The following is a 25,894-nucleotide window of genomic DNA, read 5'->3' as shown; positions in this document are numbered from 1 at the left end:
TATATTTACAGCGAATTGTGTGAATATATTAGTAGTAAAAAGCATTAATTTATAATTAAGGAGAATAAATTATGAATATAGTTCAAGGCATAGGAATAGGATTGTTGATAACTTCTTCTTTCACCACAAGTTATAAACAGAATGTGTTGATAACTTGTGGATTAATTGTTGAAAATAAAATAGAAGTTAGTGAGGAAGTAATAAAAAATGATTATAAATATTTAAAAGAAGATATAAAGATACCATATTTAAAAAGTGATTTGTTTAAAGAGAGAGTAGATTCTATAAATAGTAGCATTAAAAATGATATATTACCTAAAGTAGCTGATGCTGAGAAAACTGCAAGAGAATATTTTGATAATACAGGTAATGTAATCATTCCAAATTTCCCATTTGAAATAATGTCAAATTATACTGTAAATTTAAATAATCCTAAATTAATTAGTATATACAACGATTATTATGAATACCTAGGTGGAGCGCATGGAAATACTATTAGAACGTCATATAATGTTGATAAGCAGAATGTAAGATTATTAATGCTACAAGACTTATTTATAAAAAACTCTAATTATAAAGATATAATAAATAAGGAGATAGTGAGACAAATTAACTTAGAACCAGATATATATTTTGATTCAGGAAAAGATTTTAAGGGAATAAAAGATAATCAAGGCTACTACCTTACTGGAGAAAATTTAATAATATACTATCAACTATATGAAATTGCACCATATGTAGCTGGAATTAGGGAATTTAAGATTCCACTTAAAATGTTTGGAGAAAATTATCTTTATCATTAATTTTACATTTATAGGTTTGTTGCACAATAATTTGTAATATTTTATGTTTACATTACAAATTAGAATTTGTTTTTTATGATCAGTTATCAATGATAAAATTTCAATTAAGGAAAAAAAGCTTATAGCTTTTTAATTGTATTATTGCATCGTTATAGCATTAGCCATAACATTCGCCTTAAGCGGATTACATTTGTATTAGCAAATGTAGATGCAATAATATAATCTTAGAAAAACTAAAAGTTTTTCATCATTCATTGAGCATTGATAACTGAGAATTGCTGGACAAATTCTAGTTTTGCAACAGTTCTATAAATAATTAGCAGTCATGTGAATTTACATTACTATTGCCTCTAAATCCATATCCATCTGAAATAGATCTTCCTATGGCAGTTATTTTCCCAGTAATACATCCTCTACAATGAGATGGAGTATCTCCAGTGCAAATCTTACCAGGATATAGAGCATATAACTTCCTATATTCACCTTCAGTAACATTAGGCATTACAACATTTGCACCACTTTGAAGTGCTTTAATTCTACCATTAGGGGCTAAGGATTCCATAGCCGTAGTAGCAGGAATATTTATATCTGGAAGTATTAATCTTGTTATTGCCATTACTTTTAATGATAATGTAAGATTTCCACCTTCAGCATCCTTTAAAGGAGTATCAGCATTTGGAATAAATGGACCAATTCCTATCATATCTGCATCTATTTCTTTAAAGAATAATATATCATTAGCGATTGAATCTAAAGTTTGATTTGGTAATCCTACTAATATTCCAGTACCAACTTCATAACCCAGCTTACGAAGATTATCTAAACATTCTAATCTGTTTTCAAAGCTCATGCCTGGATCCATAGCTGTGTATAACTGCTTGTCTGTAGTTTCTATTCTTATTAAATATCTGTCAGCACCTGCAGCTTTAAATGCTTTATATTCTTCATATGTTTTTTCGCCTAAACTTAAAGTTAAAGCAACACCAAGTGATTTTATTTTTTTAACTATATTAGTCATTTTATCTACATCAAAGTAGTCATCTTCGCCACCTTGAAGAACAATTGTCTTATATCCATAGTTTACTGCTTTGCTTGCAAAATCAAAAATCTCATCTTCAGTTAATCTGTATCTTTTAAGATTTTTATTATCTCTTCTTAAACCACAATACATACAGTTTCTTTTACATATGTTTGTAAATTCAATTAATCCTCTGAGATTAACTACATTTCCTAAATATTTTTCTCTAATATAATCTGCAGCCTTAAAAAGTTCTTCATTTATATTATCATTTTCTAATAACATTAATATTTCATCTTTAGTTAATTCATGTGTAAGTTTAGCTTTTTCTATTATTTTATTCATAAACTTTGCATCTCCTAAATGTAAGTTAAACTTAAATACAAAAATAATTTTTTGATTTAGAATTAGTATACTATAGAATAGAAGAATATTACAACGAATTGAAATTAAGAGAGTAGAATTTTTAAATTATAAATAATAGACTGTATCAAAATTTTAATAATAATTTTGATACAGTCTGATTAAATAAAACTTTTATTTCAATATAAATAGTAAATTATTATGCTATTTTTGAATTTGAAACAGTATTGTTTGATTCAATAGTTATTTCATTTTTTCTTTCAATGAAGTCTCTTACTATTTTAACAAGTTGAATAATTATAGTTGGTATGAAAGCAAGTAAATGAACTGTAGCTATATCTTTCATAGCAAGTGGTGTAACTTCAAATAATCCTTGAAGACCAGGTATAAGAAGTACAGAATTTACTAAAATAATACCTACTCCAAATGCCATCCAACTAAATTTATTACTGAAAAGTCCAAGTGAGAATATTGATTTTTTACCTCTACAGTTGAAACCATGGAATAATCTGGCTAAACATAAAGTACTAAATGCCATTGTCATTGCTGCACCATTAGAACCTTTTGTTAATCCTATGTGGTAAGCCATCATGGTGAATATTCCAATAATCAATCCTTGAACGCATATATCTACCATAAAATCTTTAGTTAATATTGATTCCTTAGAATCTCTAGGTTTATCTTTTAATACATCTTTTTTAGATTTTTCCATTCCTATTGCAATTGCAGGTAAACTATCAGTTACTAAGTTTATAAATAATAAGTGAACTGGTGCAAATGGAGCTGGAAGAGCAAGTAATGAAGCATAAAGAACACTTAATATTCCAGACATATTACCTGAAAGTAAGAATTTTATTGAATTCTTAATATTAGCATATATGTTTCTTCCGTTAGTAACTGATTTTACTATAGTAGCAAAGTTATCATCAGTTAAGATCATAGAAGCAGCATCCTTTGAAACTTCAGTACCTGTAATTCCCATTGCTATACCAATATCAGCTTGTTTTAATGCAGGAGCATCATTAACTCCATCACCAGTCATTGCAACGATTTTACCTTTATTTTGCCATGCTCTAACTATTCTTATTTTATGCTCAGGGGATACTCTTGCATAAACTGAGATGTGTTCTAATTTTGAATCAAGTTCAGCATCAGACATTTTATCAAGCTCTAATCCCTCAACAGCCATATCATCTTTTTGAAGTATTCCAATTTCTTTTGCTATAGCAGAAGCAGTAATTTTATGATCGCCAGTGATCATTATTGGTTTAATTGAAGCTTTGATACAGTCTGCAACAGCAGCTTTAGATTCTTCTCTAGGTGGATCAATCATTGAGATTAAACCAAGGAAAGTGAATCCATTTTCATCATCTAAATTAAGTTCTTTATTATCATCTAATTCTTTATAAGCAAATGCTAAAACTCTAAGCCCTTGTGAAGATAACTCTTTGTTAGCAGAATTAATATGATTAGCATCTTCATTGGTAAATCTTTTTAATCCAGAAGAAGTCCTTATTGATGTAGTTCTATCTAAAAGCACATCTAAGGCACCTTTTGTTATCATTATATATTTTCCATCTATGTTATGAAGAGTACTCATAAGCTTTCTATCAGAATCAAATGGTATTTCACTTAATCTTGGATAAGCTTTTCTACATTCAATCTCGTTTATTGAGAACTTATGTCCTAAATTAGTTAAAGCTACTTCAGTTGGATCACCAATTTCATTTCCATCAAGTGAAGTTGCATCACTACAAAGAATAGAGCTATTTAATAGAAAACTTTCAATTGGACTATTTACATTAATTTTTTCACAATCAATTGTTTTATTATCAATAAAAATCTTTTTTACAGTCATTTTATTTTGTGTTAATGTTCCAGTTTTATCAGAGCATATTACGGATACACAACCAAGTCCTTCTACAGCTTTAAGTTTTTTAATAATTGCATTTTCTTTAGCCATTGATTGAGTACCTATGGCAAGTACAATTGTAACAATTGAACTAAGTGCTTCTGGAATAGCAGCAACAGCTAAAGCTACAGCAAACATTAATGAATCTAATAAATTAGTTCCTCTATACATACTTAATGCAAATACTAGAATACATATACCTATAATACCGATAGCTAATTTTTTAGAAAATTCATCTAAAGAAACTTGAAGCGGAGTAGCTTTTTCTTGAGTTTCTTCCATTAAAGTAGCTATTTTACCAAGCTCAGTATTCATTCCTGTTTTAGTTACTAAGACTGTAGCTCTACCATATGTAACTAGGGAACTTGAAAATACCATATTTTTTTGATCGCCTAGGGCTACTTCATCTTTATTTATAGCATCAGAGAATTTTTCAACAGCTTCAGATTCACCTGTTAATGAACTTTCATTAACTTTTAGAGAATAGTTTTCTAATATTCTTCCATCAGCAACAACTAAGTCACCAGCTTCGAGGAGAAGAATGTCTCCTGGGACAACATCTTTTGATGGAATTTCAATTTTTTTGCCATCTCTAATTACTTTAGCATTAGGTGCAGATAAAGCTTTTAAGCTATCAAGAGATTGTTCAGCTTTAATATATTGAACTGTACCTAATATAGCATTCATAGTTATAACAGCAATAATAACAATAGTGCTTTCCATATTACCCGTCACAGCAGAAATAATAGCGGCAATAATTAAGATTATAACTAAGAAGTCTTTAAACTGATCAAAAAATATGGACCACATACTTTTTTTCTCTTTTTCATTTAAGATGTTTTCTCCTACAGTATTTAATAGTTCTGTAGCTTTGTTACTCGATAGTCCTTCTAGAGATGAGTTTAATTCTTTCAATGATTCATCTGTAGTTTTACTAAAAAAGTTACTCATATTAATCTTCCTTTCAAATAAATATATATTTGCTCCAATTTTGAATAAAGTCTAATTTTTCATAATAAAAAAGAGACCTTTAATATAACTTCAAGATTAGTATTATTGAAGTTATATTAAAAGTCTCATCACCACTTGGGTATATAACACCAGACTAAAATTAGCCGCGGATGTTGACGTTATATTTTTGATTACTCCCCTTTAACAAAAAAGCATATCTAATTAATACTACTATAATCTAAATTGTATTAGCTTGTCAATAAAAAAATATAAATTTTATTTTAACAGTAAAAATTGTAGAAAATGGTAATGACATTTATGTAGCTAAACATGCACTGAACTTTTAGAATTTACCATGGAAAGTGTTGATGGGAAAACTATTATAGAAATTTTAAAATAGTAACATTTATTTAACAGTTGAATAATATCTAATTAACAATAAAGGTATATATTAAAAGTATAAAAGGGTGAAGGGTGTGAGAATTTATGGTAGATTATAGGTCTTTGAGTTTGAACGAAAAATTAAAAGAGGGATTAAATGTAGATGTTCATTTATTAGGATCAGTATTTGATGTAGCTACTATTAATACTTTAATAAGATCGGGATTTGCTTATGAGATTCTTAAGAACAAAAATGAAAAATAATAAATAATTATTTTTTCATATGTATCACAAAAGGTATTTAATGATATATCGGCAGAAGGAAGAAAAATTACATCTATGTTTGATTACTATAAGAAAAAATGGTTTATAAATTATATTACAGAAAAGAGTATATTAGAGGTATTGTATCCTACATCAAAGGAACGGAAGTTGTTAGATTGTGGAGAATTAGTACCACTTCTTAAATTAAAGAGGAATTGTAAAGATGAAGATACAGATATAATATTAGAGTATACAGAGATAATTTATAGAGGGGATAAATTCATATATAAGATATAATTTTAATCTACAGTATAAAATCTTCAATTTTATACTGTTTTTTATATATATAAATTAATTAATATAGATAATTGAGGTTGGATATTATTATTTAATTATGTACAATTAAATAATGGAATACCAATTTTAGGGGATGAGATTTACATGAAGAAAAAATTAATAATAATTAATGGGGTAATGGGAGTGGGAAAAACAACTATATGTAAAGTGCTATATAAGAAGTTGAATAATTCATTTTGGCTTGATGGAGATAACTGCTGGATGATGAATCCATTTGTTGTTAATGAAGAGAATAAAGCTATGGTTTTAGATAATATTGTGCATGTTTTAAATAACTTTTTGAAAAACTCAAGTACAGAGTATGTATTATTCAACTGGGTAATTCCAACTGATTATATAATGAAGGATTTATTAGATAAAATCACTGAAAAAGATATTCAAATCTATAAACTTACACTTATGAGTAGCAAGGATGAACTTGTAAAAAGAATTGGTAAGGATATAAAAAGTGGAGCAAGAGATACAGGCAATATAAAAAGAAGTCTTGAAAGATTTGACTTATATAAATCCATGGATACAACAAAAATAGATACAACTAGAAAATCTGTAGAAGAAATAGTTAATGAAATTATAGGCATTATTTGCATGGAATATTGAAAAAAGATATAGATATGCTTGCCCAATGGAAATTCAATCTATATAATTAAAATATTAGATAATAATTGTTATTTTTTAATAATTTGATTATTTTTAGAAGGAGAGATATTTTAATGAGCATTCAATTTAAGGAAGTTAATTTTAGCAATGTTGTAGACAAGCTGTGTGAATGTTGTCTATCAGAAGAGGTTTGTGGAGAATGCAACTCAAGTACATGTCTAATCAGCTATGGAAAAGAGTGTCTTAAATATTGCATGATAAATAAAACTACCGGTGTATTAGATGGATATAAAAATATTCCATTATTAGATACTAAATTATATGATAAGGAATTTGCTGTTGATGGAATTGTAGATATACTTAAGACATGCAAAAGTTGCAGAGAAGACCATTTTGAAAATTGTATTATAAATATAATAAGAAATTGTTATGAAATAATTCTTACAGGACAAGAACAAGAATATAATGGTAGTGCTTTATTATATATTAATAGTTTAAAAGAAATAGATAGTGATTTATCTGATAAGGTTTTTGAAAAATTTAATTTAAAATAAATATAGCTATCATAAAAATACCTCATTTTTTAGAATTGGATCATATTGAAATTATAAAGTTTTACTTTTTAAATTTGATTTGATCCATTTATTATATTTTAAAGGTAAGCTGCTTAAATATTTAAAAATCAATAAAATTAAATAAGAATACTTGAATAATATTTTGCAGCAAGATAAAATGTCCAGAATATAAGTGAGAACCCAAATTTTATATTTGGCTGATCGAACTTACTCCTATGAACGAATGTGAATAGTGAGTTTCATTTAAAAAATTATTGCACAAATACTTATTTAAAATTAAAATACCCAGAATATAAGAATATAAGAATATAAGAATATAAGAATATAAGAATATAAGAATATAAGAATATAAGAATATAAGAATATAAGAATATGCACTTATAAAAAGAGCAGCTATGCTGCAATACGGATCTTTTCTTATTTTATGCGGGTTTGATGGAGATAACGAGATACTCATTTATATAGTTTCTTTGTTTAAGGAAATATCTTCATCAGTAGATGAAGATGGGCTATACTTCTAGGATCGTACCTCACCAAGCATTATATGCCAAGGAAACACCTACTCATATACATTCGTAGGTATAAGCGATTCGCAACAAATGAAAGATTTGGGCTCTCTGCTTATTTTATGCGGGCTAGTAATAATATTTTCAAAAGTAAATCATCCGTGTATAAATATACCTAATGGAATGTGAAGTGTAAAGACAAGTGTTAAAATTGACAACACTAGGGTATAATAATTAAATAAGGAAAATTTCAGAGCAATTAAGAGAGAGGAGTATTGATAATGTCTACTGGACTTGTATTAGAAGGAGGAGCCTTTAGGGGCTTATTTACAGCAGGAGTTTTAGATGGATTATTAGATATAAAAGCTGAATTAAAATATGTAATAGGTGTATCAGCAGGTATAACTAATGCTTATTCATATATTTCTAAACAAAGAGGAAGAAATTTAGAAATTATGGAAAAGTATATGGGTGATAAAAGATATATTAGTTATGGAAATTTGATTAGATGCGGTTCGTTAATGGATTTTGATTATGTATTTAATGAAATACCTAATAAACATTCTATATTTGATTATGATGAGTTTTATAAATATGATGGAAAAGTTTTAGCAGGAGCATTTAATGTTGAAACTGGTGAAGTTGAATATTTTGATAAAGATAAACTTGATGAAAAGAATACAATATTAAAAGCAAGCTGTTCAATACCATTATTATTTCCGTTTGTAAATATAGAAGATAAATATTATGCTGATGGTGGACTGTCAAATCCTATACCAATTTATAAATCAATAGAAGATGGAAATGATAAAAATATTATAGTTTTAACTAGAAATATAGATTACAGAAAGAAAAAATCTAAAGCAAATCAAATAGCTTATAAAGTATATAAGAAGAAATATCCTAAGTTAGCTGAAGTATTAGCCAAAAGACACATAGAATATAATAAAGAACTTGAATTTTGTAATGAATTAGAAAATAAGGGCAATGCAATAGTTTTAAGGCCAACGATTCCAATGGATGTAGGTAGATTTGAACGTGATAAAGTTAAATTAAGAAATATATATAATAATGGATATGACTTAGTTATAGAAAATAAAGAAAAAATATTAGAATTTTTATAAATTGAGCAAATAATCAATTTATTAACAGCAAAGTAAACCCTTTTTTCACTGAAGCTTGTTGACTAAAATATAAAGAAAATATAAAATCAAGATTATGACATAAAGATGAGATAAGCAAAATTGCAAAAAGGAGTTAGATTTTTGGATACTAAGGACATGAGTTTAAATGAAAATAACATTTGTGAAAAATGTGGAGCAGAAGCTTTATATTATATTGATGAATTGAATTGCTGGTTATGTGAAAACTGCAAAAATGAAGAAGAAGAGTTAGAAAAGATTTCAGAAAGATTAGAAAAGAAATTTAATAAAAGAGTATATTCATTTGATATAGCAGAGCTACTAAACTGCTTATCTAAAGATGAAATATATAATATAGCAAGAAATTTAGGATTAGCAAAAATTTCAGGATTAAAGAAAGATGAATTGCTTAACAATTTAATTGAAAACTACGAGTCTTTAATAGAAGAAAGACTTCTTTTATTTGAAGAAGAGAGATATAGATTGCTTAGAAGCTATTTAGATAAAGATGGAGTAAAAATATTTAATGATATAGATGAAGAAGAAGTTGAAAAGAGTGCATATTTCATTCAACAAGGATTTATTTATCCTACGCTTAAAGATGGAATAGCAGTATTTTTGATGCCACAAATAGTTCAAAAGATTATTGAGGATAAGAATACACTTGATTATAGAAGAATCATTAAACAAAATGGTGAAATAATTAATGTGTATAGAGGAATGAATAAGGCTTATGGAATTTTAAATATAGAAAGCATTAAAAGTATATTGAGCCAGTATGATTTATATAACGATAATATTGAAGAATTAATTAGAGAAAGTGGATATTATTATTCTGAATATAGAGAAGATAGCAAGCTATTCGTGAACAATGAGATACAAGATATTGATAGTTTAGTTGAAACTATAGAAAAAGAGTGTGCTGAATTAGAATATGCCAAAATTTCAAAAGAAGAATTACTTGTAATGTCAAATAGAGATTATGGTTTTTCTACTAAAGCTGGTAAAGCTTTTTGCAAGGAATTTAGCAATACCTTTAATTCAAATAGAGAAATGTTGCAAGCAATAATGGATGATTTATCAATAGATATCCAAGAAAATGAAGTTAATGAGTCAATTGATAAAATACTTGATGTAATGGAAGTTGATGAAGACAATGTAAGAAATGTAGCAGCAAATCTAATGGGTAAGTTTGCCAATAAGATTAGAATGTGGAAATATAAAGGCTATAGCATTAATGATATTAAAGCTTTAAAATCTACAGTAAAAAATGAAATAAACATTGGAAGAAATGAACCTTGCATTTGTGGCAGCGGTAAGAAATATAAAAAATGTTGTGGAAAAAATAAATAAGATCTGAAAAAGATAAGATATCCAAGAAAACTAACTTCAAGATATCTTATCTTTTTATTTTGAATTTATAATTCTAAATTTATGAGGAGAGTAGTCATAATATTTTTTGAATAATTTACTGAAATAATAAGCATCAGTATATCCAACTGACTGAGCAATAACCTTTACAGGTGCTTCAGTAGTAAGCAATAAGTTCTTTGCTTTTTCCAATCTTAGATTTATCAAATAATTTATTGGAGGCTCTCCAGTTTTTTCTTTAAATATCTTAGAGATATATACAGAACTCATATACATATTTCTTGCTATATCATCTAAAGAGATATTATCAGTATAGTTATTTTCAAAATAATCTATAATAATTTTAACTATGTTTGATTTATCGTAAAAAGGTAAATTACATCTGTTAATCTTCTTTGTGTTCTTTACATAGTTTGTTTCCTTTAAAAAAAGACCTATAAGTTTCATAATAAGGCTTTTTAAAATTAATTCTTTTCCAACTTCACAAGCTTCCTGTTCCTCTATTATTTCCAAGCAGCATTTATGAAAGTCCTCACCATATTGCTGAAATTGCATGGGTACATCTGAAGAATCTTTTAAAATATGGTTAATAGGAAGTCCATCCACTTTCACATTTCTAAAGCCAATATGGAGTTCAGTTATATCGTTGTTAATGCCCTTTGTAAATGATTCTTTATGATATACGCCAGGGTTAAACGGAAGTAAAGTTCTTTCTTTTACTGTGTAAAATTTATCACCTATTTTATAATTTACATTGCCTGATACAACATAACTAAATTCTATAAAATCATGGCAATGATATTGCCCTTCAAAGCTATCTGTATTATTACAATTAAATGAATATAAAATCTCAGGATTAAAATTCTCTATTGAAATTCCTACATTGCACATTAATAATTTCCTCCCCTTTTATATAAGAATATACATCATATAAATAAAAAAGTACATTTTTATTTGAAGTTTTTTATTAGATAATTAACATGTTAAAAATGATGAATTAAACGCAATAAGGAGGAATTATTAATGGGTAGTATTAGGTGGATATTTGGATATATAAATAAGTATAAGATTAGATTTTATTTCGCATTCGTAGCTGTATTGATAAGTTCACTTATATCAATGATTAATCCGTATTTAAGTGGAAAACTTGTTGATGAAGTAATAATGAAAAATAAATTAAATATGCTCATTTATATATTAGGAATAATGATTTTGGTAACAGTGATAAAAGCAATAATAAGGTATACTTACCAGATGACTTTTGAGCGTGTATCTCAAAATGTAATATTTGAAATAAGACAGCAAATGTACAATAAACTACAGGAATTAGATTTAGATTATTATAATAAGACAAGAACTGGAGATATAATGGCAAGAATGACTGGTGATATGGATGCCATAAGGCATTTTGTAGCTTGGGTTATGTACAATATATTTGAAAATGTAACTGTGTTTATATTTGCAATAGGTAGTATGTTTATTATAAATGCTAAATTTACAATCTTCATGTTTTTATTGACACCAATAGTTGCTTATTGTGCATATAAGATGACGATTGAATCAAATCCTATATTTTATGATATAAGGGAACAGTTTTCTAAATTAAATACAGTAGTTCAGGAAAATATAAGTGGAAATAGAGTAGTTAAAGCATTTGCAAAAGAAAAATACGAAATATCAAAATTTGAAGAGAGAAATAAGAGCTATATGGATTCCAATATGGATCTTGCAAAAGTTACTCAAAAATATATGCCAATATTAAATGGATTATCAAATATGTTTACTGTTGTTATGATTCTAGTAGGTGGAATTTTAATAATAAATGATAAATTAACCATAGGTGAACTTGTAATGTTTAATGGCTTGATTTGGGCGATAAATAATCCCATGAATATGGTAGGATGGCTAATAAATGATGTTCAAAGATTTATAGCAGCATCTAGGAAAATAAGAATACTTCTTAGTGAAGAAACAAAAATAAAGAATCCGGTAGATGGAATTAAACCTAAAAAAATTAATGGTGAAATTGAATTTAGAAATGTAAACTTTGAATATGGATATGAGACAGTACTTAAAAACATTAACTTTCATATTAAACCTGGACAAAGAGTGGCTATTTTTGGACAAACTGGTTCTGGAAAATCTACAATAATAAATCTAATAGAAAGATTCTATGATGTGACATCTGGAGAAATTTTAATAGATGGAGTAAATGTAAAAGAATATGACATACATGCATTGAGAAAAAATATATCAATATCTATGCAAGATGTATTTTTATTCTCAAATACTATAGAAGATAATATAAGATATGGAATACCAGAAGTAGAAAATTCAAGGATTGCATGGGCAGCAGAGATGTCTGATGCAGATAATTTTATAAACAAGCTTTCAGAGTCATATGGAACTATAGTTGGTGAAAGAGGAGTAGGATTATCTGGTGGTCAAAAACAAAGAATAACACTTGCCAGATCAATAATAAAAGATCCTTCTATATTGATTCTTGACGATACAACTTCAGCACTAGATGTTGAAACTGAGGCTGTAATTCAGAAAAATTTGAATACAATATATAAAGATAAAACAACATTTATAATAGCGCATAGAATTTCATCAATAAAAAATTCAGATTTAATATTAGTTTTAGATAATGGAGAAATAGTTGAAAGCGGTACACATGAGGAATTAATAAATGCACATGGACATTATTATGAAGTATACAAAGAACAATATGGTGAGTATATAAAGGATACTAGTAGACGTGAGGAGGTAATATAGATGGCTAAGAATAAATATGATGTAGATGAATCATTAGATATTCAATTTAATTTAGAATATTGCAAAAGGTTATTATCGTATGTTAAACCTTATAAAAAGGAAATGGTCATAACTCTTATAGTAATGCTAGTATCAAGTATAGCTAGCTTAATGGGGCCGTATCTTGTAAAAATAGCCATGGATGAAAATATTCCGAGTAAAGATATGAGGGGACTTGTTTTAATATGTATTATATTTGTAACTACAATTGTTATAAGTTCAATATGTATGAAGTATAAGATAAAAACAATGACATTTGTAGGGCAGTCAGTTGTAAGAAATATTAGATCTGATTTATTTAATCATCTTCAAAAACTTCCATTTTCATATTATGATAGCAGACCACATGGTAAGATTCTCGTTAGAGTAGTTAATTATGTTAACTCATTAAGCGATTTATTGTCAAATGGATTGATCAATTTGTTAACTGATTTATTTAGTATTTTTGTAATAATAGGATTTATGGTATTTATAAGCCCTAAACTTACATTAATTTGTATGATCGGAATGCCCATTTTGGCATTAGTAGTAGCACTTCTTGCAAAGGTGCAAAGAATAACAACTCAAAGATATAGTAATAAACAATCAAATTTGAATGCTTATATTCAAGAAAGTATTAGTGGAATGAAGGTAACCCAAGCTTTTGTAAGAGAAAGAGTTAATGCAGAGAAATTTAAAGTTGTAAGTGGAGAAAATAGAAGTACATGGATGACAGCGGTAAAATATCAACTTATGCTATGGCCTGCAATAGATAATATTTCAGTATTTACTGTATCTTTAGTATACTTAGTTGGTATAAAAGCTATTGGAGAGGTTATAACCATTGGTACATTAGTAGCATTTGTGGGATATATATGGAGGTTCTGGAATCCTATAGTAAATATATCAAATTTCTATAATACATTAATAATGGCTATGGCATACCTAGAAAGAATATTTGAAACTCTAGATGAGGAGGTAAGTATTTCTAATTTGCCAAATGCTTATGAGATGCCATCTATAGAAGGAAATATTGAATTCAAAAATGTAGTGTTTAAATATGAAGATGAAGAGAGAGAAATATTAAAAAATGTATCTTTTAAAGTAAATGCTGGAGAGACCATTGCTTTAGTTGGTCCAACAGGAGCAGGAAAAACAACTATAATAAACTTATTGAGCAGATTTTATGATGTAACAAAAGGTGAGGTTATAATAGATAATAATAACATAAGAAATGTAACCCTAAGTTCTCTGAGAGAACAAATGGGAGTTATGCTTCAAGATACATTTATATTTTCAGGAACTATACTAGAAAATATAAGATACGGAAACTTATCTGCAACTGAAGAAGAGATTATTAATGCTTCAAAAGCAGTAAGAGCTCATGAATTTATTATTAATTTAAAAGATGGATATAATACTCAGGTAAATGAAAGAGGCAGTAGATTATCTGTAGGTCAAAGGCAGCTAATATCATTTGCAAGAGCTCTTTTAGCAGATCCTAAAATATTAATTTTAGATGAAGCAACTTCAAGTATAGATACTAAAACAGAAAAGGCTTTACAAGAAGGTTTAGATAGACTATTAAAAGGAAGAACATCATTTGTAATTGCTCATAGATTATCTACTATAAAGAATGCAGATAGAATAATGGTTATAAATGATGGCAGAATAGTTGAACAAGGAACACATGATGAGTTGATTAATAATCATGGAGAGTACTATAATCTTTATATGGCTCAGTATGAAATAATGAATGCTGTATAAATTTTAATAAGAAAACTTTTAATAAGTATTGTATAGAATGAAATAAAATTCATCCTATACAATACTTTTTTCACAAGAATTTTCATAATGTATAGAAATTATTTAAATATATTGTATAAAACATACTTGCACAAATATTTGAAGAATGATAAAATGCCCAGAATTTAAGAATTTAAGAATTTAAGAATTTAAGAATTTAAGAATTTAAGAATTTAAGAATTTAAGAATTTAAGAATTTAAGAATTTAAGAATACAAGAATATAGGAATATAAATTTTTACGAATTTGCTTATTTTATGGGGATTAGAAGAAAATATTTAGGGAAACATCTTCATCAGTAGATGAAGATGGGCTATACTGTTAGGCTCGTGCCTCACCAAACATTATATGCCGGTGTAAGCGATTAGTACCAAATACAAGAGTTGGCCTCCCTGCTTAAAAATTTACAAACACAATTATTTATATTAAGACATATAATAAAATGATATCAGTACTTGGAGTTGAAAATAGGTGATATACGGGCTAATTTTAGCTGGTGGTAAAGGTAGCAGGTTATACCCTCTATCAAGAGCTGATCAACCGAAACAATTTCTAAAACTAATTAATGATAAAAGTTTTTTAGTTAATACGGTTGAGAGGATAACCCCAATAATAGATAAAGAAAATATTTATGTGGTTACAAACAAAGACTATAAAGAAAAAATAAGAGAAGAACTTTCGGATATGGTTAATGGAGAGAATATTTTTGCTGAACCTGCTAATAAAGAGACTGCTACTTGTATAGGCTTATCTGCAATAAAGCTCTTAAAACAAGATGCTAATGCAGTTATGGTGGTTTTACCATCTGATCACTATATTCAAGGTGAGAATAATTATACAAATACCTTATCTCAAGGAATTGAAATTGCTAATAGGAGAAGGTGTATTGTAACATTGGGAATAGAACCTAGCAGACCTGAAACGGGGTATGGATATATAGAAATGGGTGAGAGAACTAATGGAAATATACCAACTTATAAAATAGCTAGATTTACAGAAAAACCAAACTTAGAAGTTGCAAAAGATTTTATTCTAAAAGGAACCTATTTATGGAATTCTGGAATTTTTATATTTAGAGCAGATGTTATATTAAGAGAAATAGAAAAGTATCTTCCTAAACTGCATAAACCATTAATGGAGATATATAAAAATTTAGGCGAACCAGAGGAAGAAAAAGTAATAAAAGAACAATATGAGCTGATAGATGGAATATCAATTGATTTTGGAGTTATGCAGAAAACTAGAAAAGCTTATGTAATAAAAAGTGATTTTGGATGGGATGATATGGGTAGCTTTGGAGCACTAAGTAGATTGTTAAATAGTCATAGAAATAATAATGTATCTCAAAATGTATATGTAGACGAGTGTGAGAATTGCTCTATATTTGGTGGTAAAAATCTTATAATAGGTTTTGGAGTAAAGGATTTGGTTATAGTAGATGCCGGAGATGTAATACTTGTTATGGATAAAAATAAAGATCAAGAAATAAAACATCTATTAAATAAATTGAACGAAAAAAGTGAATATAATAAATTTTTATAAGATAAAAATGCACACATTATCATAATTAGACTTTATGAAAATGTGTGCATTTTATTATTTAGTTATAAAATTTACATATTATTAAAGATAATTAATTAGAAAGTAGTAATTATAAAGAAGATAGTATGCAAGTATATTCAAATTTGGTAAATGAATATAATTATAGAGAAGTTTAAACTACTACAAAATATAGTATACTTTATTTAGAGGAGGCGGAATTAATATGAAGATATATGAACAAATAGCAGAAGATATTAAAAAATATATAGTTTCTAATAAGATATTTCAAGGATACAAACTGCCGTCTATTACTAAATTGTGTGAAAAATATAATTGTAGTAAAGGAACTGTTATCAAAGCTTATGATACATTATGCAAGGAACACATAGTATATTCTTCACCTCAAAGAGGTTTTTTTGTAGCAGATAATCTTATGCGTTTTTGTGAAGAAAGTTCAGGTATATATGATTTGTCTACTGGAAATCCATTAGTTAGTAACATCCCAGTAGTAGATATTCAGCATTGTTTAAATTCAGCAGTAGAGCTCTATAGTAATATTTCTTTAGCTGGAGGATCAAGAGGAGTTCCATCAGTATTAGAAATACTTCCTGATTTATTAGTTAAAAGCGATATTTATTGTAAGAATAAAAATATATATATATCACAAGGAGTCTTGCAAGTACTAACATTATTATCAAAAATGCCATTTCCTAATGGTAATGATACAATACTTATTGAAGAGCCATCATATATATACTATATAAATTTTTTAAAAGCCGATAATATAAAGGTAAAAACTATAAAAAGAGATGAAAATGGAATAGATTTAAAGGAATTAGAAGAAATATTTAAAAATGAAAAAATCAAATTTTTTTATACAATACCTAGAAATCATAATCCATTAGGAACATATTATTCTCTAAAAACTAGAAAAACAATTGCTAAGCTTGCAGAAAAATATGATGTATATATTGTTGAAGATGATTACTTTTCGGATTTATGTAATTTGTCTCACTATTCACCAATATATTATTATTCAGAGTTAAAAAACTGTATATATTTAAAAAGCTATTCTAAAACAATACCTTATATAAGGATTGGGGTTGCTGTAATTCCTGATAGCTTAATTGATACATACGAAAAATGGATTGATTATTCATATTACTATTCATATTATATGCCTTCATTAGTTTCTCAAGCTACATTTGAGTCATATATAAAAAGCAATATATATGAAAAGCATACAACAATACTTGCTGGAAATATAAAAGACCTTTTAAGAACATTTAGAAAAATAACTTCTAAGTGGGATGAAGATATTGTTAAAGTGATAGGAGGAGTTTCTGGATATTATTCAACATTAGTTTTGAATGAAAATATTAATTGTGATAAATTAATTGAGAATTTAAAGAAAAGAAATGTATTTGTATCATCAAATGTAGAAGCTTATTATAATATAAATAAATTTGATAATAGTATAAGGGTAAGTAGTGCCAGGTTAAATATTGATCAATTAAAAATAGCATTAAATATTATTTATGAAGAAATTTTAAGATTGGCAATTATATAAGAATATAGGAATTTAAATGCTTTAAACATTTAAATTCCTATTATTAAGTAAAGTTTATTTATTAAATTGTGGTAAATAATCTTTATGAGCTTCTAATAATTCATCTAACAATATTTTTGCGATTTTTTCTGATGGAATTAATGGATTAATTGTTAATGCAAGAAGTGCTTTATTATAATCTCCTTCAACAGCCGCATCTACAACTAATTTTTCAAATGATTTTATTGTTTGAACAAGACCATTTACTGCAACAGGAAGTTTTCCAGTAGCTATTGGTTTTGGACCATCTTTAGTTATAATACATGAAATTTCTACTGCTGAATTATCATCAATTCCTTCAATAGCACCATTATTTCGCGTGTTAACTGGTTGAATATCACGTTTGTTGTTATAAATAGAATTAATTAGTCTACATGCAGCATCAGAATAATATGCACCACCACGTTTTTCTAATTGAGGTGGTTTAATATCTAAGTTTTCATCCTTATATAATTCGAATAAATCTTTTTCTAGGCGTTGAACAACTTCTGCTCTAGTTTCACCTTTAGAGAACTCAGCCAATTCTTCTTTAAGCATATCTTCTCTTTGGAAATAATATTTGTGATATGGGCAAGGCATCATTCCAAGAGCCTTAATAAATTCTGGGCTCCATTCAAAGTCTTTAATATTTTTAACTATTGAACCCATTTTACCTTCTGCAATTGAATTGATTACTTCTTCGGTAACATTTTTTCCATCAAGGTAAATTTCTTTTCCAAATACCATATGATTTAATCCGGCAAATGTCATATTAATACGGCTATGGTCTACATCTAAAAGATTAGCTACTGCTTTTTCCATACCAATTGGAACATTACATAATCCAATAACTTTCTTGTTTTTTCCATATTTAAGAAGAGCTTCAGTTACCATTCCAGCAGGATTTGTGAAGTTAATAAGCCAAGCATTTGGACATAATTCAGCCATGTCTTTATCGATATCTAATATTACTGGAATTGTTCTAAATGCTTTAAACATTCCACCTGCACCATTTGTTTCTTGACCAATTACACCATGGCTTAAAGGTATTCTTTCATCCTTGATTCTAGCATCTAAAAGACCAACTCTAAGTTGTGTTGTAACAAAATCAGCATCTTTTAATGCTTCTCTTCTATCTAAAGTTAGATGAATATCTATAGGAACACCAGCTTTTTTTACCATTCTTTTAGCTAAAGCTCCTACTATTTCTAATTTTTCTTTTCCAGCTTCAATATCAACAAGCCATATTTCACCTACTGGTAATTCATTATATCTTTTTATAAAACCTTCTATCAATTCTGGTGTGTAACTTGATCCACCGCCAATTGTTACTATTTTAATTTTATCTTTCATATCTAAAACCTCCCTTAAATAGTTCTGTAAGTTCATGTTATATCTATAGATAGTTTTATTCAAGAAGATAAAAATACGATTATACTAGTACAGTTTTATGTTATTAAGTGAATATTTTAAATGTATATTGTAGATTTGAGGAATAATTACATTTTTTATTCAAAATATATATACAGACGAATGTGAGAATTGCTCTATATTTAGTGGCGAAAATCTTATTATGTGTGCATTTTATTATAAATTATACAATATAATTTTAAGAATAATTAATGAAAAAGTGGTAATTACAATTATCCTTACAAAATAATTTTAATAAATTCATTTAAATTATCGCTAAATATTATAAAAACGTAAACATGTGAGAATAAATCTAAATTATTTATATTGATAATAAATTTTATTGCAATTTATTACTTAAGAATCTATAATAAACTTAAAGAGTGGTAATGTCCAGTTCTGCTTTTTATAGTTTTATAAAGGAGGGGATTTAATGTTAATAAAAAATTGCAATATAGTATATTACGATAGGATTGAAAAAGGATCAGTATTAATTAAAGATGGAAAGATAAAGGAAATAAACACAGATACGTTGGATGACAATGTATTAGATGCTGAGGGATTATACTTAGCGCCAGGATTTATCGATGTACATATTCACGGAGCAGGTGGATGTGATACCATGGATGGAACAGTCGAATCAATTAATAAAATTTCGAAAGCAATAGTAGAACATGGTGTTACATCATTTACACCAACTACAATGACTGTTTCAATCGAAGAAATAAGAAATTCATTAAAAGCTATAAAAGAATCAAAGGAAAATGGAACTGAAGGAGCGCAAGTTTTAGGAGCGCATTTAGAAGGACCTTTTATAAGTTATGAGGCACTTGGAGCACAAAATGGAAATTATGTATTAGAACCAACTATTGATAACTTCAAGAAAATAAGCGATGGATATGAAGATGTGATTACATCAGTAACATTAGCCCCAGAAGTAGAAGGTGCAGGAGAATTAATCCAATATATTTCTGAAAAAGGAATAGTATGTTCTATAGGGCATACTAAAGCAACATATGAAGAGTGTATAGAGGCAATAAAACTTGGAGCATCGCATAGCACACATTTATATAATGCAATGACAGGATTCAAACATAGAAGTCCAGGAGTTGTTGGAGCTACATTTGATACAGATATTACAACAGAAACCATTTCAGATGGTATTCACATATCATATCCCGCTTTAAGAGTTGCATATAAGCAAAAAGGAACAGATAAGGTTTTACTTGTAAGTGATTCTATGATGGCTTGCTGTATGCCAGATGGAGACTATTCATTAGGAGGACAAAAAGTTACTGTTAAAAATGGTGTTGCTACACTTGAAGATGGAGTATTAGCTGGATCAGTTTTAACTTTAGACAAAGCAGTAAGAAACATATATAAGAATTCAAAACTTCCATTAAATGAAATAGTTAAAATGGCAACATATAATGGCGCAAGACATTGCAAAGTTGAAGATCATAAGGGATTAATAAAAGAAGGATACGATGCAGATATAATTTTATTTGACGATAATATAAACATTAAAAAAGTATTTATTAATGGAAAAGAGAAGTTCTAAATTATAAGTAGTTTGACATAATATATTTAAGAAAAAATAACAAAGATTAATTTATGAATATTTATAAGTTGTGGTAAAAAGATAAGGTGGATTTTGCCACAGCTTATATTAAAAACTGCTTATACTTTAGATTTCTATTCAAGGTGGGACTTATATGGATGTAAGAAAAGAAGAGAAAATTATAGAGGCATTAGTATATTTAGAAAATAAAAAAAATAGAGGAATAAGTGCATATGAGCTTAGTGAATATATGAAAATGGATAGAGCCAATGTAAGCAGATATTTAAATAATTTATATAAGGAAAAAAGGGTTAATAAATCGAACGGAAGACCGGTTCTATATAGTAGTTTTAAGCTCAAAGATGTTGATACTGGAAAAGAAAAAGAAGAAGAGGTTATAAAAGAAAGAGAAAGAGAAGATGAATTAGTTGTAAAAAAAGATAGCTTAGATAGACTTGTGGGTGCAGAATTATCATTAAAGCTACCTATACAGCAAGCTAAAGCAGCAATGCTTTATCCACCAAGAGGACTCCATACATTAATTTTAGGTGAAACTGGTGTGGGAAAATCATTATTTGCAGAAATGATGTATTCATTTGCTAAGGAATCTAGAGTTATAGATGAAGATGCACCATTTATAAGATTTAATTGCGCAGATTATGCTGATAATCCTCAATTAGTTGTTGCACAGATCTTTGGAGTTAAAAAGGGAGCATTTACAGGTGCGGATTCAGACAAAGAGGGACTATTAAAAAAAGCAGATGGTGGAATCTTATTTCTTGATGAAATACATAGATTATCTCCACAAGGTCAGGAAATGTTATTTACATTTATAGATAAAGGAACGTTTAGAAGACTTGGAGACACAGAAGAACAAATAAAAGCTGAAGTTCAAATAATTTCGGCAACTACTGAAGACCCGCAATCATTTATGTTAAAGACTTTCACTAGAAGAATTCCTATGACAATAATTTTACCGCCATTAAGAGAGAGAACATTAGAAGAAAGATACTTACTTTTAGAATCTTTCATTAAAGAAGAGTCGGTTAGACTCGGAAAGAGCATATATATAAGCAAAAATTCAATAATATCATTTTTGCTTTATGATTGTAATAACAATATAGGGCANGGAAACTACTGAAGACCCGCAATAATTTATTTTAAAGACTTTCACAAGAAGAATTCCTATGACAATAATTTTACCGCCATTAAGAGAGAGAACATTAGAAGAAAGATACTTACTTTTAGAATCTTTCATTAAAGAAGAGTCGGTTAGACTCGGAAAGAGCATATATATAAGCAAAAATTCAATAATATCATTTTTGCTTTATGATTGTAATAACAATATAGGGCAATTAAGAAGCGATGTACAATTATCATGTGCAAAGGCATTCTTAAATTATAAGGTTAATAAAAGTAATTTCATATTAATAGATCAAAGTGAACTACAATCAAGAGTTCAAAAAGGAATCATAAATTTAAAGTCACATAGAAAAGAAGTAGAAAAAATATCAAACAATATGAGTGATATTGTACAATTTTCAAATAAAGAAGATGTTTTAATACCACTGAATTTAGAAAATGATTCAGACAAGGATATAACGAACTTAAGCTTTTATTCCATGATAGAAAAGAAAATGGAAGAGTTAAAGGCACAAGGAATAGATGAAGAAAAAATGAATGATCTTTTAAACATTGATTTAGAAGAACATTTTAAAAAATATATAAGTAGCTTAAGTAATGAAATTGAAAAAAGTGAACTTTCAAAAGTAGTCGATATTAAGCTAATAAATATAGTTGAAGAGATGTTACAAATAGCATCAAATAAACTAAACAGAGAATTTGAACAAAAGGTTTATTTTGGATTGGCTTTACATTTGCAAGGAAGTATTGAAAGAATGACATTAGGAATAAAAATACGTCATCCAAAGATCAACTTAATTAGAGCACAATACAGAGAAGAATTTATGGTAGCAATGGAAATAGTCAAAATAGTAGAAAATAAATTTAATATAGAAGCACCACTAGATGAAATTGGTTATATAACTATGTTTTTAGCAGCCAGTAGAGAAGAAAATAATGAGCTGCTTGAAGAAAAGGTAAACGTCTTAGTAATTATGCATGGAAGAAATACTGCAACAAGTATGGTTGAAGTTGCTAATACATTAATTGGAGAAGAATATGTAAAAGCATTAGATATGCCATTAACAATGAAAGCAGAAGATATGCTTCAAATTGCAAAAGAAGAAATATCAAAAATGAAAAATGATAAAGGCGTGTTGATGCTGGTTGACATGGGGTCTCTAATTAATTTTGGCGAAATTATATCAAGTGAGTTAGGAATACAAATAAAAACAATAGATATGGTTACAACATTAACAGTACTTGAAGCGGGAAGAAAGGCTTTAAATGGTAGGAATCTTGAAAGTATATATACTTCTTGTCAAGAGATAGGAAGATTATCAATACAGATGGAAAAAGAAGATTATACAGTTGATAAAGAACTTGCAATAATAACAACATGCTTTACAGGAGAAGGTGCAGCAGAAAAAATAAAAGATAGAATACTTTCATCTTTAAATGATTCTAACAAGATTAAAGTAATACCATTAAACATTTTAGATAAAAAGGACTTTTTGAAGAAAGTAAAAACATTAAAAGAAAAATACACAATACTTGCTATAGTTGGTACTGTAAATATATTTATAGATGGAGTGCCATTTATATCAGCTCAAGAAGTGTTTTTGAATAAAGGAATTGAACAATTAGAAAATTTAATTGAAGTTGAACAAGAATTTTTAAAGATTACAAGATCATTAGAAGGGCAAATACACATAAAAGATATCAATTGTAAAAATATGGTTGCAAATATAAGAGATACTATAACTAATATAGAAGAGAGTTTGCAAATCAAAATAAAACATGAAATTAAAATTGGAATTTTAATTCACACAGCATTCTTAATAGAAAGATTAGTAAATGGAAAGAAAGAAGTCAAGTTTAAGGACTTAGAAAACTACAGACATAATAAAAACAGAGAGTTTATATTAGTTAAAAAGGCACTTAAGCTAATCGAAAATACTTATAAAATTAATGTTGGAGATGATGAATTAGCTCATATAGTAAGGATGATTATAGAGAACTAATAAACTGTGTAAAATAATCATCATAGTGTGTAAAATAAAGAGTGTGTATTTATATATTACACACTAAATAACTTAAATTACACAGTTAATAATACACCTAAGATGACGATTACAGGCATTTATAATGGAAGATAAGATTTATGGACTTTGGCATGATAATTGCTATATATATTAGTGTAAATAAAAATAATAAGGAGGAAGTTATCATGAAAAGAATATTATTAGTATGTTCAGCTGGAATGTCGACAAGTTTATTAGTATCTAAAATGCAGGCATCAGCAGAAAATCAAAAAATTGAATGTGAAATAAATGCAACTGCAGAAGCTGAACTAAAAGACAGAATTGATGATACAGACGTAATATTGTTGGGACCTCAAGTAAGATTTCTACTATCAAAAATAAAAAAGAGTGTAGAATCTAAAGGCATACCAGTAGAAGTTATAAATGCAGTAGATTATGGAACAATGAATGGTGAAAAAGTGTTAAAACAAGCATTAGATCTTATTAAATAATAAGATATTACAGAGTATTTGGACGTAGCATAGAAGGAGAATAGTTATGGAAGAAATAATAATGAATCTTATATTACACAGTGGTGAAGTAAGAAGTTATTCAATGGAAGCAATTCAGGCTGCCAAAAGAGGTAATATAGAGGAAGCTAAAGAGCTAATTGAGAAAGCAGATAAAGAACAAGTGGAATCTCATAAGGTTCAAACTTCATTAATACAAAACGAGGCAGCAGGAAATAAAGCAGAAGTATCATTGTTATTAGTTCATGCACAAGATCACTTAATGACAAGTATGACTTTGAAGGATTTAGCAGTAGAATTGATAGATATACACGAAATAATTCAAAGTAAGTAGAATTACTTTTCCAGTTGAGTAAGAAAGAAGGGTTTAGTATGAAGTATGTAATAGGTGTTGATGCTGGAGGTACAAAAACAGAAGCAGCAGCTTATAACTTAAATGGTGAATGTATAAAAAGCTCTATAAAAGGTTTTGGAAATTTATTAAACAATACGGAAATAGCTTTAGCTAATATATCAGATGCGATAACAGAGATTGCTTCTGACTTAGGTTGTGAAGATTTAGATGGAATTTATATCGGGGCAGCTGGAGCAGAAGTAGGGAATAATTCTAAGTTAATAAAAGAAAAGATACAGTCGCAAATAAACGTAACAGTAGAAGTTATGAATGATGCTGAGATTGCTTTAAAAGCTATGTTAAAAGGAAAAGATGGAATTCTAACTATAGCAGGAACAGGATCAATTGCATTTGGTATAAATAGCGGAAGATCTTCAAGATGTGGTGGATGGGGAAATCTTCTAGGTGATGAAGGTAGCGGATATAAAGTGGCAATATGTGCTATCCAAAGAATGATAAAAGAAGAAGAAGAATCATTACCACAATCAAAACTAACAAAGAGCATATTAGAAAAATTACAAATTGAATGTGTTAATGATATTACTGAATTTGTATATTCATCAACTAAGGACGACATTGCATCAATAGCCCCTATAGTTGCAAGACTTGGAGAAGACGACGACTATATATCTAAAAATATTTTATGTGAGCAAGGAATAGAACTAGCTAAAACAGTAGAAAAGTTATACAAAAAGTTAGGATTTGAAAGTTGTTCAGTAGCATTAGTTGGTGGCGTAATAAGAAAAGCAAAAGTTGTTAGAAGCGCTTTTGAAAATTATCTAAGAGAAAATATGTGTATTGATGAAATAGTAGATGATGATATTTCACCAACCAAGGGAGCATACTATATATACATTAACCAAAGTAAATAGAGGTGATTAT

20 protein-coding genes and 1 pseudogene are annotated in these 25,894 nt (G+C 27.8%); 17 read left to right on the top strand and 4 right to left on the bottom strand.

The window, feature by feature from the left end; all coding sequences use genetic code 11:
• The first annotated feature begins 71 nt into the window (after positions 1 to 71).
• Entirely contained in the window at positions 72 to 803 is a 732-nt protein-coding gene (locus BN2920_RS02465) for a DUF3298 and DUF4163 domain-containing protein (RefSeq protein WP_058293454.1), read from the top strand.
• A gap of 316 nt (positions 804 to 1,119) precedes the next feature.
• Here the strand turns inward: BN2920_RS02465 and hydE are convergent, their stop codons facing one another.
• Entirely contained in the window at positions 1,120 to 2,166 is a 1,047-nt protein-coding gene (gene hydE, locus BN2920_RS02460; protein WP_058293453.1) for a [FeFe] hydrogenase H-cluster radical SAM maturase HydE, read from the bottom strand.
• Between the two features lie 217 nt (positions 2,167 to 2,383).
• Positions 2,384 to 5,047: a cation-translocating P-type ATPase gene (locus tag BN2920_RS02455; protein ID WP_058293452.1), complete on the bottom strand. Its 2,664-nt coding sequence runs from the start codon at positions 5,045 to 5,047 to the stop codon at positions 2,384 to 2,386.
• Between the two features lie 486 nt (positions 5,048 to 5,533).
• Between BN2920_RS02455 and BN2920_RS21175 the strand changes: the two genes are divergently transcribed.
• The 6 genes from BN2920_RS21175 to BN2920_RS02430 all read left to right on the top strand — a co-directional run bounded on the left by BN2920_RS21175 (position 5,534) and on the right by BN2920_RS02430 (position 10,222).
• Positions 5,534 to 5,692, top strand: a complete 159-nt coding sequence (locus BN2920_RS21175) for a hypothetical protein (RefSeq protein ID WP_157065751.1) — start codon at positions 5,534 to 5,536, stop codon at positions 5,690 to 5,692.
• A 3-nt stretch (positions 5,693 to 5,695) separates the two neighbouring features.
• The gene (locus tag BN2920_RS02450; RefSeq protein ID WP_083498691.1) at positions 5,696 to 5,989 is read left to right on the top strand and encodes a UTRA domain-containing protein; all 294 of its coding nucleotides are present in this window, start codon (positions 5,696 to 5,698) and stop codon (positions 5,987 to 5,989) included.
• A gap of 144 nt (positions 5,990 to 6,133) precedes the next feature.
• Positions 6,134 to 6,646: an AAA family ATPase gene (locus tag BN2920_RS02445; RefSeq protein ID WP_058293450.1), complete on the top strand. Its 513-nt coding sequence runs from the start codon at positions 6,134 to 6,136 to the stop codon at positions 6,644 to 6,646.
• 113 nt (positions 6,647 to 6,759) lie between these two features.
• Entirely contained in the window at positions 6,760 to 7,200 is a 441-nt protein-coding gene (locus BN2920_RS02440; RefSeq protein ID WP_058293449.1) for a hypothetical protein, read from the top strand.
• An 808-nt stretch (positions 7,201 to 8,008) separates the two neighbouring features.
• Positions 8,009 to 8,851, top strand: a complete 843-nt coding sequence (locus tag BN2920_RS02435; RefSeq protein WP_058293448.1) for a patatin-like phospholipase family protein — start codon at positions 8,009 to 8,011, stop codon at positions 8,849 to 8,851.
• Between the two features lie 141 nt (positions 8,852 to 8,992).
• Positions 8,993 to 10,222: an SEC-C metal-binding domain-containing protein gene (locus BN2920_RS02430; RefSeq protein ID WP_097919243.1), complete on the top strand. Its 1,230-nt coding sequence runs from the start codon at positions 8,993 to 8,995 to the stop codon at positions 10,220 to 10,222.
• Between the two features lie 54 nt (positions 10,223 to 10,276).
• Here the strand turns inward: BN2920_RS02430 and BN2920_RS02425 are convergent, their stop codons facing one another.
• Positions 10,277 to 11,131: an AraC family transcriptional regulator gene (locus tag BN2920_RS02425; RefSeq protein WP_058293447.1), complete on the bottom strand. Its 855-nt coding sequence runs from the start codon at positions 11,129 to 11,131 to the stop codon at positions 10,277 to 10,279.
• Between the two features lie 132 nt (positions 11,132 to 11,263).
• Here BN2920_RS02425 and BN2920_RS02420 point away from each other — a divergent pair, with 132 nt between their 5' ends.
• The 4 genes from BN2920_RS02420 (at position 11,264) to BN2920_RS02405 (ending at position 17,953) form a co-directional block, all read left to right on the top strand.
• Positions 11,264 to 13,018, top strand: coding sequence for an ABC transporter ATP-binding protein (locus BN2920_RS02420; RefSeq protein WP_058293446.1), 1,755 nt, complete (start codon positions 11,264 to 11,266; stop codon positions 13,016 to 13,018).
• Entirely contained in the window at positions 13,019 to 14,803 is a 1,785-nt protein-coding gene (locus BN2920_RS02415; RefSeq protein ID WP_058293445.1) for an ABC transporter ATP-binding protein, read from the top strand.
• 509 nt (positions 14,804 to 15,312) lie between these two features.
• The gene (locus BN2920_RS02410) at positions 15,313 to 16,383 is read left to right on the top strand and encodes a mannose-1-phosphate guanylyltransferase (protein ID WP_058293444.1); all 1,071 of its coding nucleotides are present in this window, start codon (positions 15,313 to 15,315) and stop codon (positions 16,381 to 16,383) included.
• A 223-nt stretch (positions 16,384 to 16,606) separates the two neighbouring features.
• Complete coding sequence (locus BN2920_RS02405) at positions 16,607 to 17,953, top strand: aminotransferase-like domain-containing protein (protein WP_058293443.1); 1,347 nt, start codon at positions 16,607 to 16,609, stop codon at positions 17,951 to 17,953.
• 54 nt (positions 17,954 to 18,007) lie between these two features.
• Here BN2920_RS02405 and BN2920_RS02400 read toward each other — a convergent pair whose 3' ends face one another.
• On the bottom strand, positions 18,008 to 19,324 hold the full coding sequence (locus tag BN2920_RS02400) for a 6-phospho-beta-glucosidase (RefSeq protein ID WP_058293442.1): 1,317 nt from the start codon (positions 19,322 to 19,324) through the stop codon (positions 18,008 to 18,010).
• Positions 19,325 to 19,814: 490 nt separating this feature from the next.
• On the opposite strand from BN2920_RS02400, the gene nagA reads away from it, so the two are divergent.
• From nagA to BN2920_RS02370, 6 genes and pseudogenes are all read left to right on the top strand, one after another.
• Positions 19,815 to 20,942 (top strand): N-acetylglucosamine-6-phosphate deacetylase, encoded by a 1,128-nt coding sequence (gene nagA / locus BN2920_RS02395; RefSeq protein ID WP_058293441.1) that lies wholly within the window; start codon positions 19,815 to 19,817, stop codon positions 20,940 to 20,942.
• A gap of 154 nt (positions 20,943 to 21,096) precedes the next feature.
• Positions 21,097 to 22,068: pseudogene (locus tag BN2920_RS02390) on the top strand (sigma 54-interacting transcriptional regulator); the annotation flags it as partial.
• 61 nt (positions 22,069 to 22,129) lie between these two features.
• The gene (locus tag BN2920_RS02385; protein WP_083498690.1) at positions 22,130 to 24,088 is read left to right on the top strand and encodes a PRD domain-containing protein; all 1,959 of its coding nucleotides are present in this window, start codon (positions 22,130 to 22,132) and stop codon (positions 24,086 to 24,088) included.
• Positions 24,089 to 24,240: 152 nt separating this feature from the next.
• Positions 24,241 to 24,600 carry a PTS sugar transporter subunit IIB gene (locus BN2920_RS02380; protein ID WP_083498697.1) on the top strand — a complete coding sequence of 120 codons (360 nt, stop codon included), beginning with the start codon at positions 24,241 to 24,243 and terminating at the stop codon, positions 24,598 to 24,600.
• 46 nt (positions 24,601 to 24,646) lie between these two features.
• Entirely contained in the window at positions 24,647 to 24,952 is a 306-nt protein-coding gene (locus BN2920_RS02375) for a PTS sugar transporter subunit IIA (RefSeq protein ID WP_058293439.1), read from the top strand.
• Between the two features lie 38 nt (positions 24,953 to 24,990).
• The gene (locus BN2920_RS02370; protein WP_058293438.1) at positions 24,991 to 25,884 is read left to right on the top strand and encodes an N-acetylglucosamine kinase; all 894 of its coding nucleotides are present in this window, start codon (positions 24,991 to 24,993) and stop codon (positions 25,882 to 25,884) included.
• Positions 25,885 to 25,894: the final 10 nt, after the last annotated feature.

The organism is Clostridium neonatale (assembly GCF_001458595.1).
In the GTDB taxonomy this organism is placed as follows: Bacteria; Bacillota; Clostridia; order Clostridiales; family Clostridiaceae; genus Clostridium; species Clostridium neonatale.
The sequence above is the reverse complement of the archived record's forward strand: the minus strand, read 5'-3'. Positions and strand labels throughout refer to the sequence as shown.

Coding starts and splice junctions, on each gene's coding strand:
- BN2920_RS02465 (WP_058293454.1), top strand. CDS start 72: ATGAATATAGTTCAAGGCATAGGAATAGGATTGTTGATAACTTCTTCT.
- BN2920_RS02385 (WP_083498690.1), top strand. CDS start 22,130: ATGACAATAATTTTACCGCCATTAAGAGAGAGAACATTAGAAGAAAGA.
- BN2920_RS02370 (WP_058293438.1), top strand. CDS start 24,991: ATGAAGTATGTAATAGGTGTTGATGCTGGAGGTACAAAAACAGAAGCA.
- BN2920_RS02400 (WP_058293442.1), bottom strand. CDS start 19,324: ATGAAAGATAAAATTAAAATAGTAACAATTGGCGGTGGATCAAGTTAC.
- BN2920_RS02435 (WP_058293448.1), top strand. CDS start 8,009: ATGTCTACTGGACTTGTATTAGAAGGAGGAGCCTTTAGGGGCTTATTT.
- BN2920_RS02380 (WP_083498697.1), top strand. CDS start 24,241: ATGATAATTGCTATATATATTAGTGTAAATAAAAATAATAAGGAGGAA.
- BN2920_RS02420 (WP_058293446.1), top strand. CDS start 11,264: ATGGGTAGTATTAGGTGGATATTTGGATATATAAATAAGTATAAGATT.
- BN2920_RS02440 (WP_058293449.1), top strand. CDS start 6,760: ATGAGCATTCAATTTAAGGAAGTTAATTTTAGCAATGTTGTAGACAAG.
- BN2920_RS21175 (WP_157065751.1), top strand. CDS start 5,534: ATGGTAGATTATAGGTCTTTGAGTTTGAACGAAAAATTAAAAGAGGGA.
- BN2920_RS02375 (WP_058293439.1), top strand. CDS start 24,647: ATGGAAGAAATAATAATGAATCTTATATTACACAGTGGTGAAGTAAGA.
- BN2920_RS02455 (WP_058293452.1), bottom strand. CDS start 5,047: ATGAGTAACTTTTTTAGTAAAACTACAGATGAATCATTGAAAGAATTA.
- nagA (WP_058293441.1), top strand. CDS start 19,815: ATGTTAATAAAAAATTGCAATATAGTATATTACGATAGGATTGAAAAA.
- BN2920_RS02415 (WP_058293445.1), top strand. CDS start 13,019: ATGGCTAAGAATAAATATGATGTAGATGAATCATTAGATATTCAATTT.
- hydE (WP_058293453.1), bottom strand. CDS start 2,166: ATGAATAAAATAATAGAAAAAGCTAAACTTACACATGAATTAACTAAA.
- BN2920_RS02445 (WP_058293450.1), top strand. CDS start 6,134: ATGAAGAAAAAATTAATAATAATTAATGGGGTAATGGGAGTGGGAAAA.
- BN2920_RS02425 (WP_058293447.1), bottom strand. CDS start 11,131: ATGTGCAATGTAGGAATTTCAATAGAGAATTTTAATCCTGAGATTTTA.
- BN2920_RS02405 (WP_058293443.1), top strand. CDS start 16,607: ATGAAGATATATGAACAAATAGCAGAAGATATTAAAAAATATATAGTT.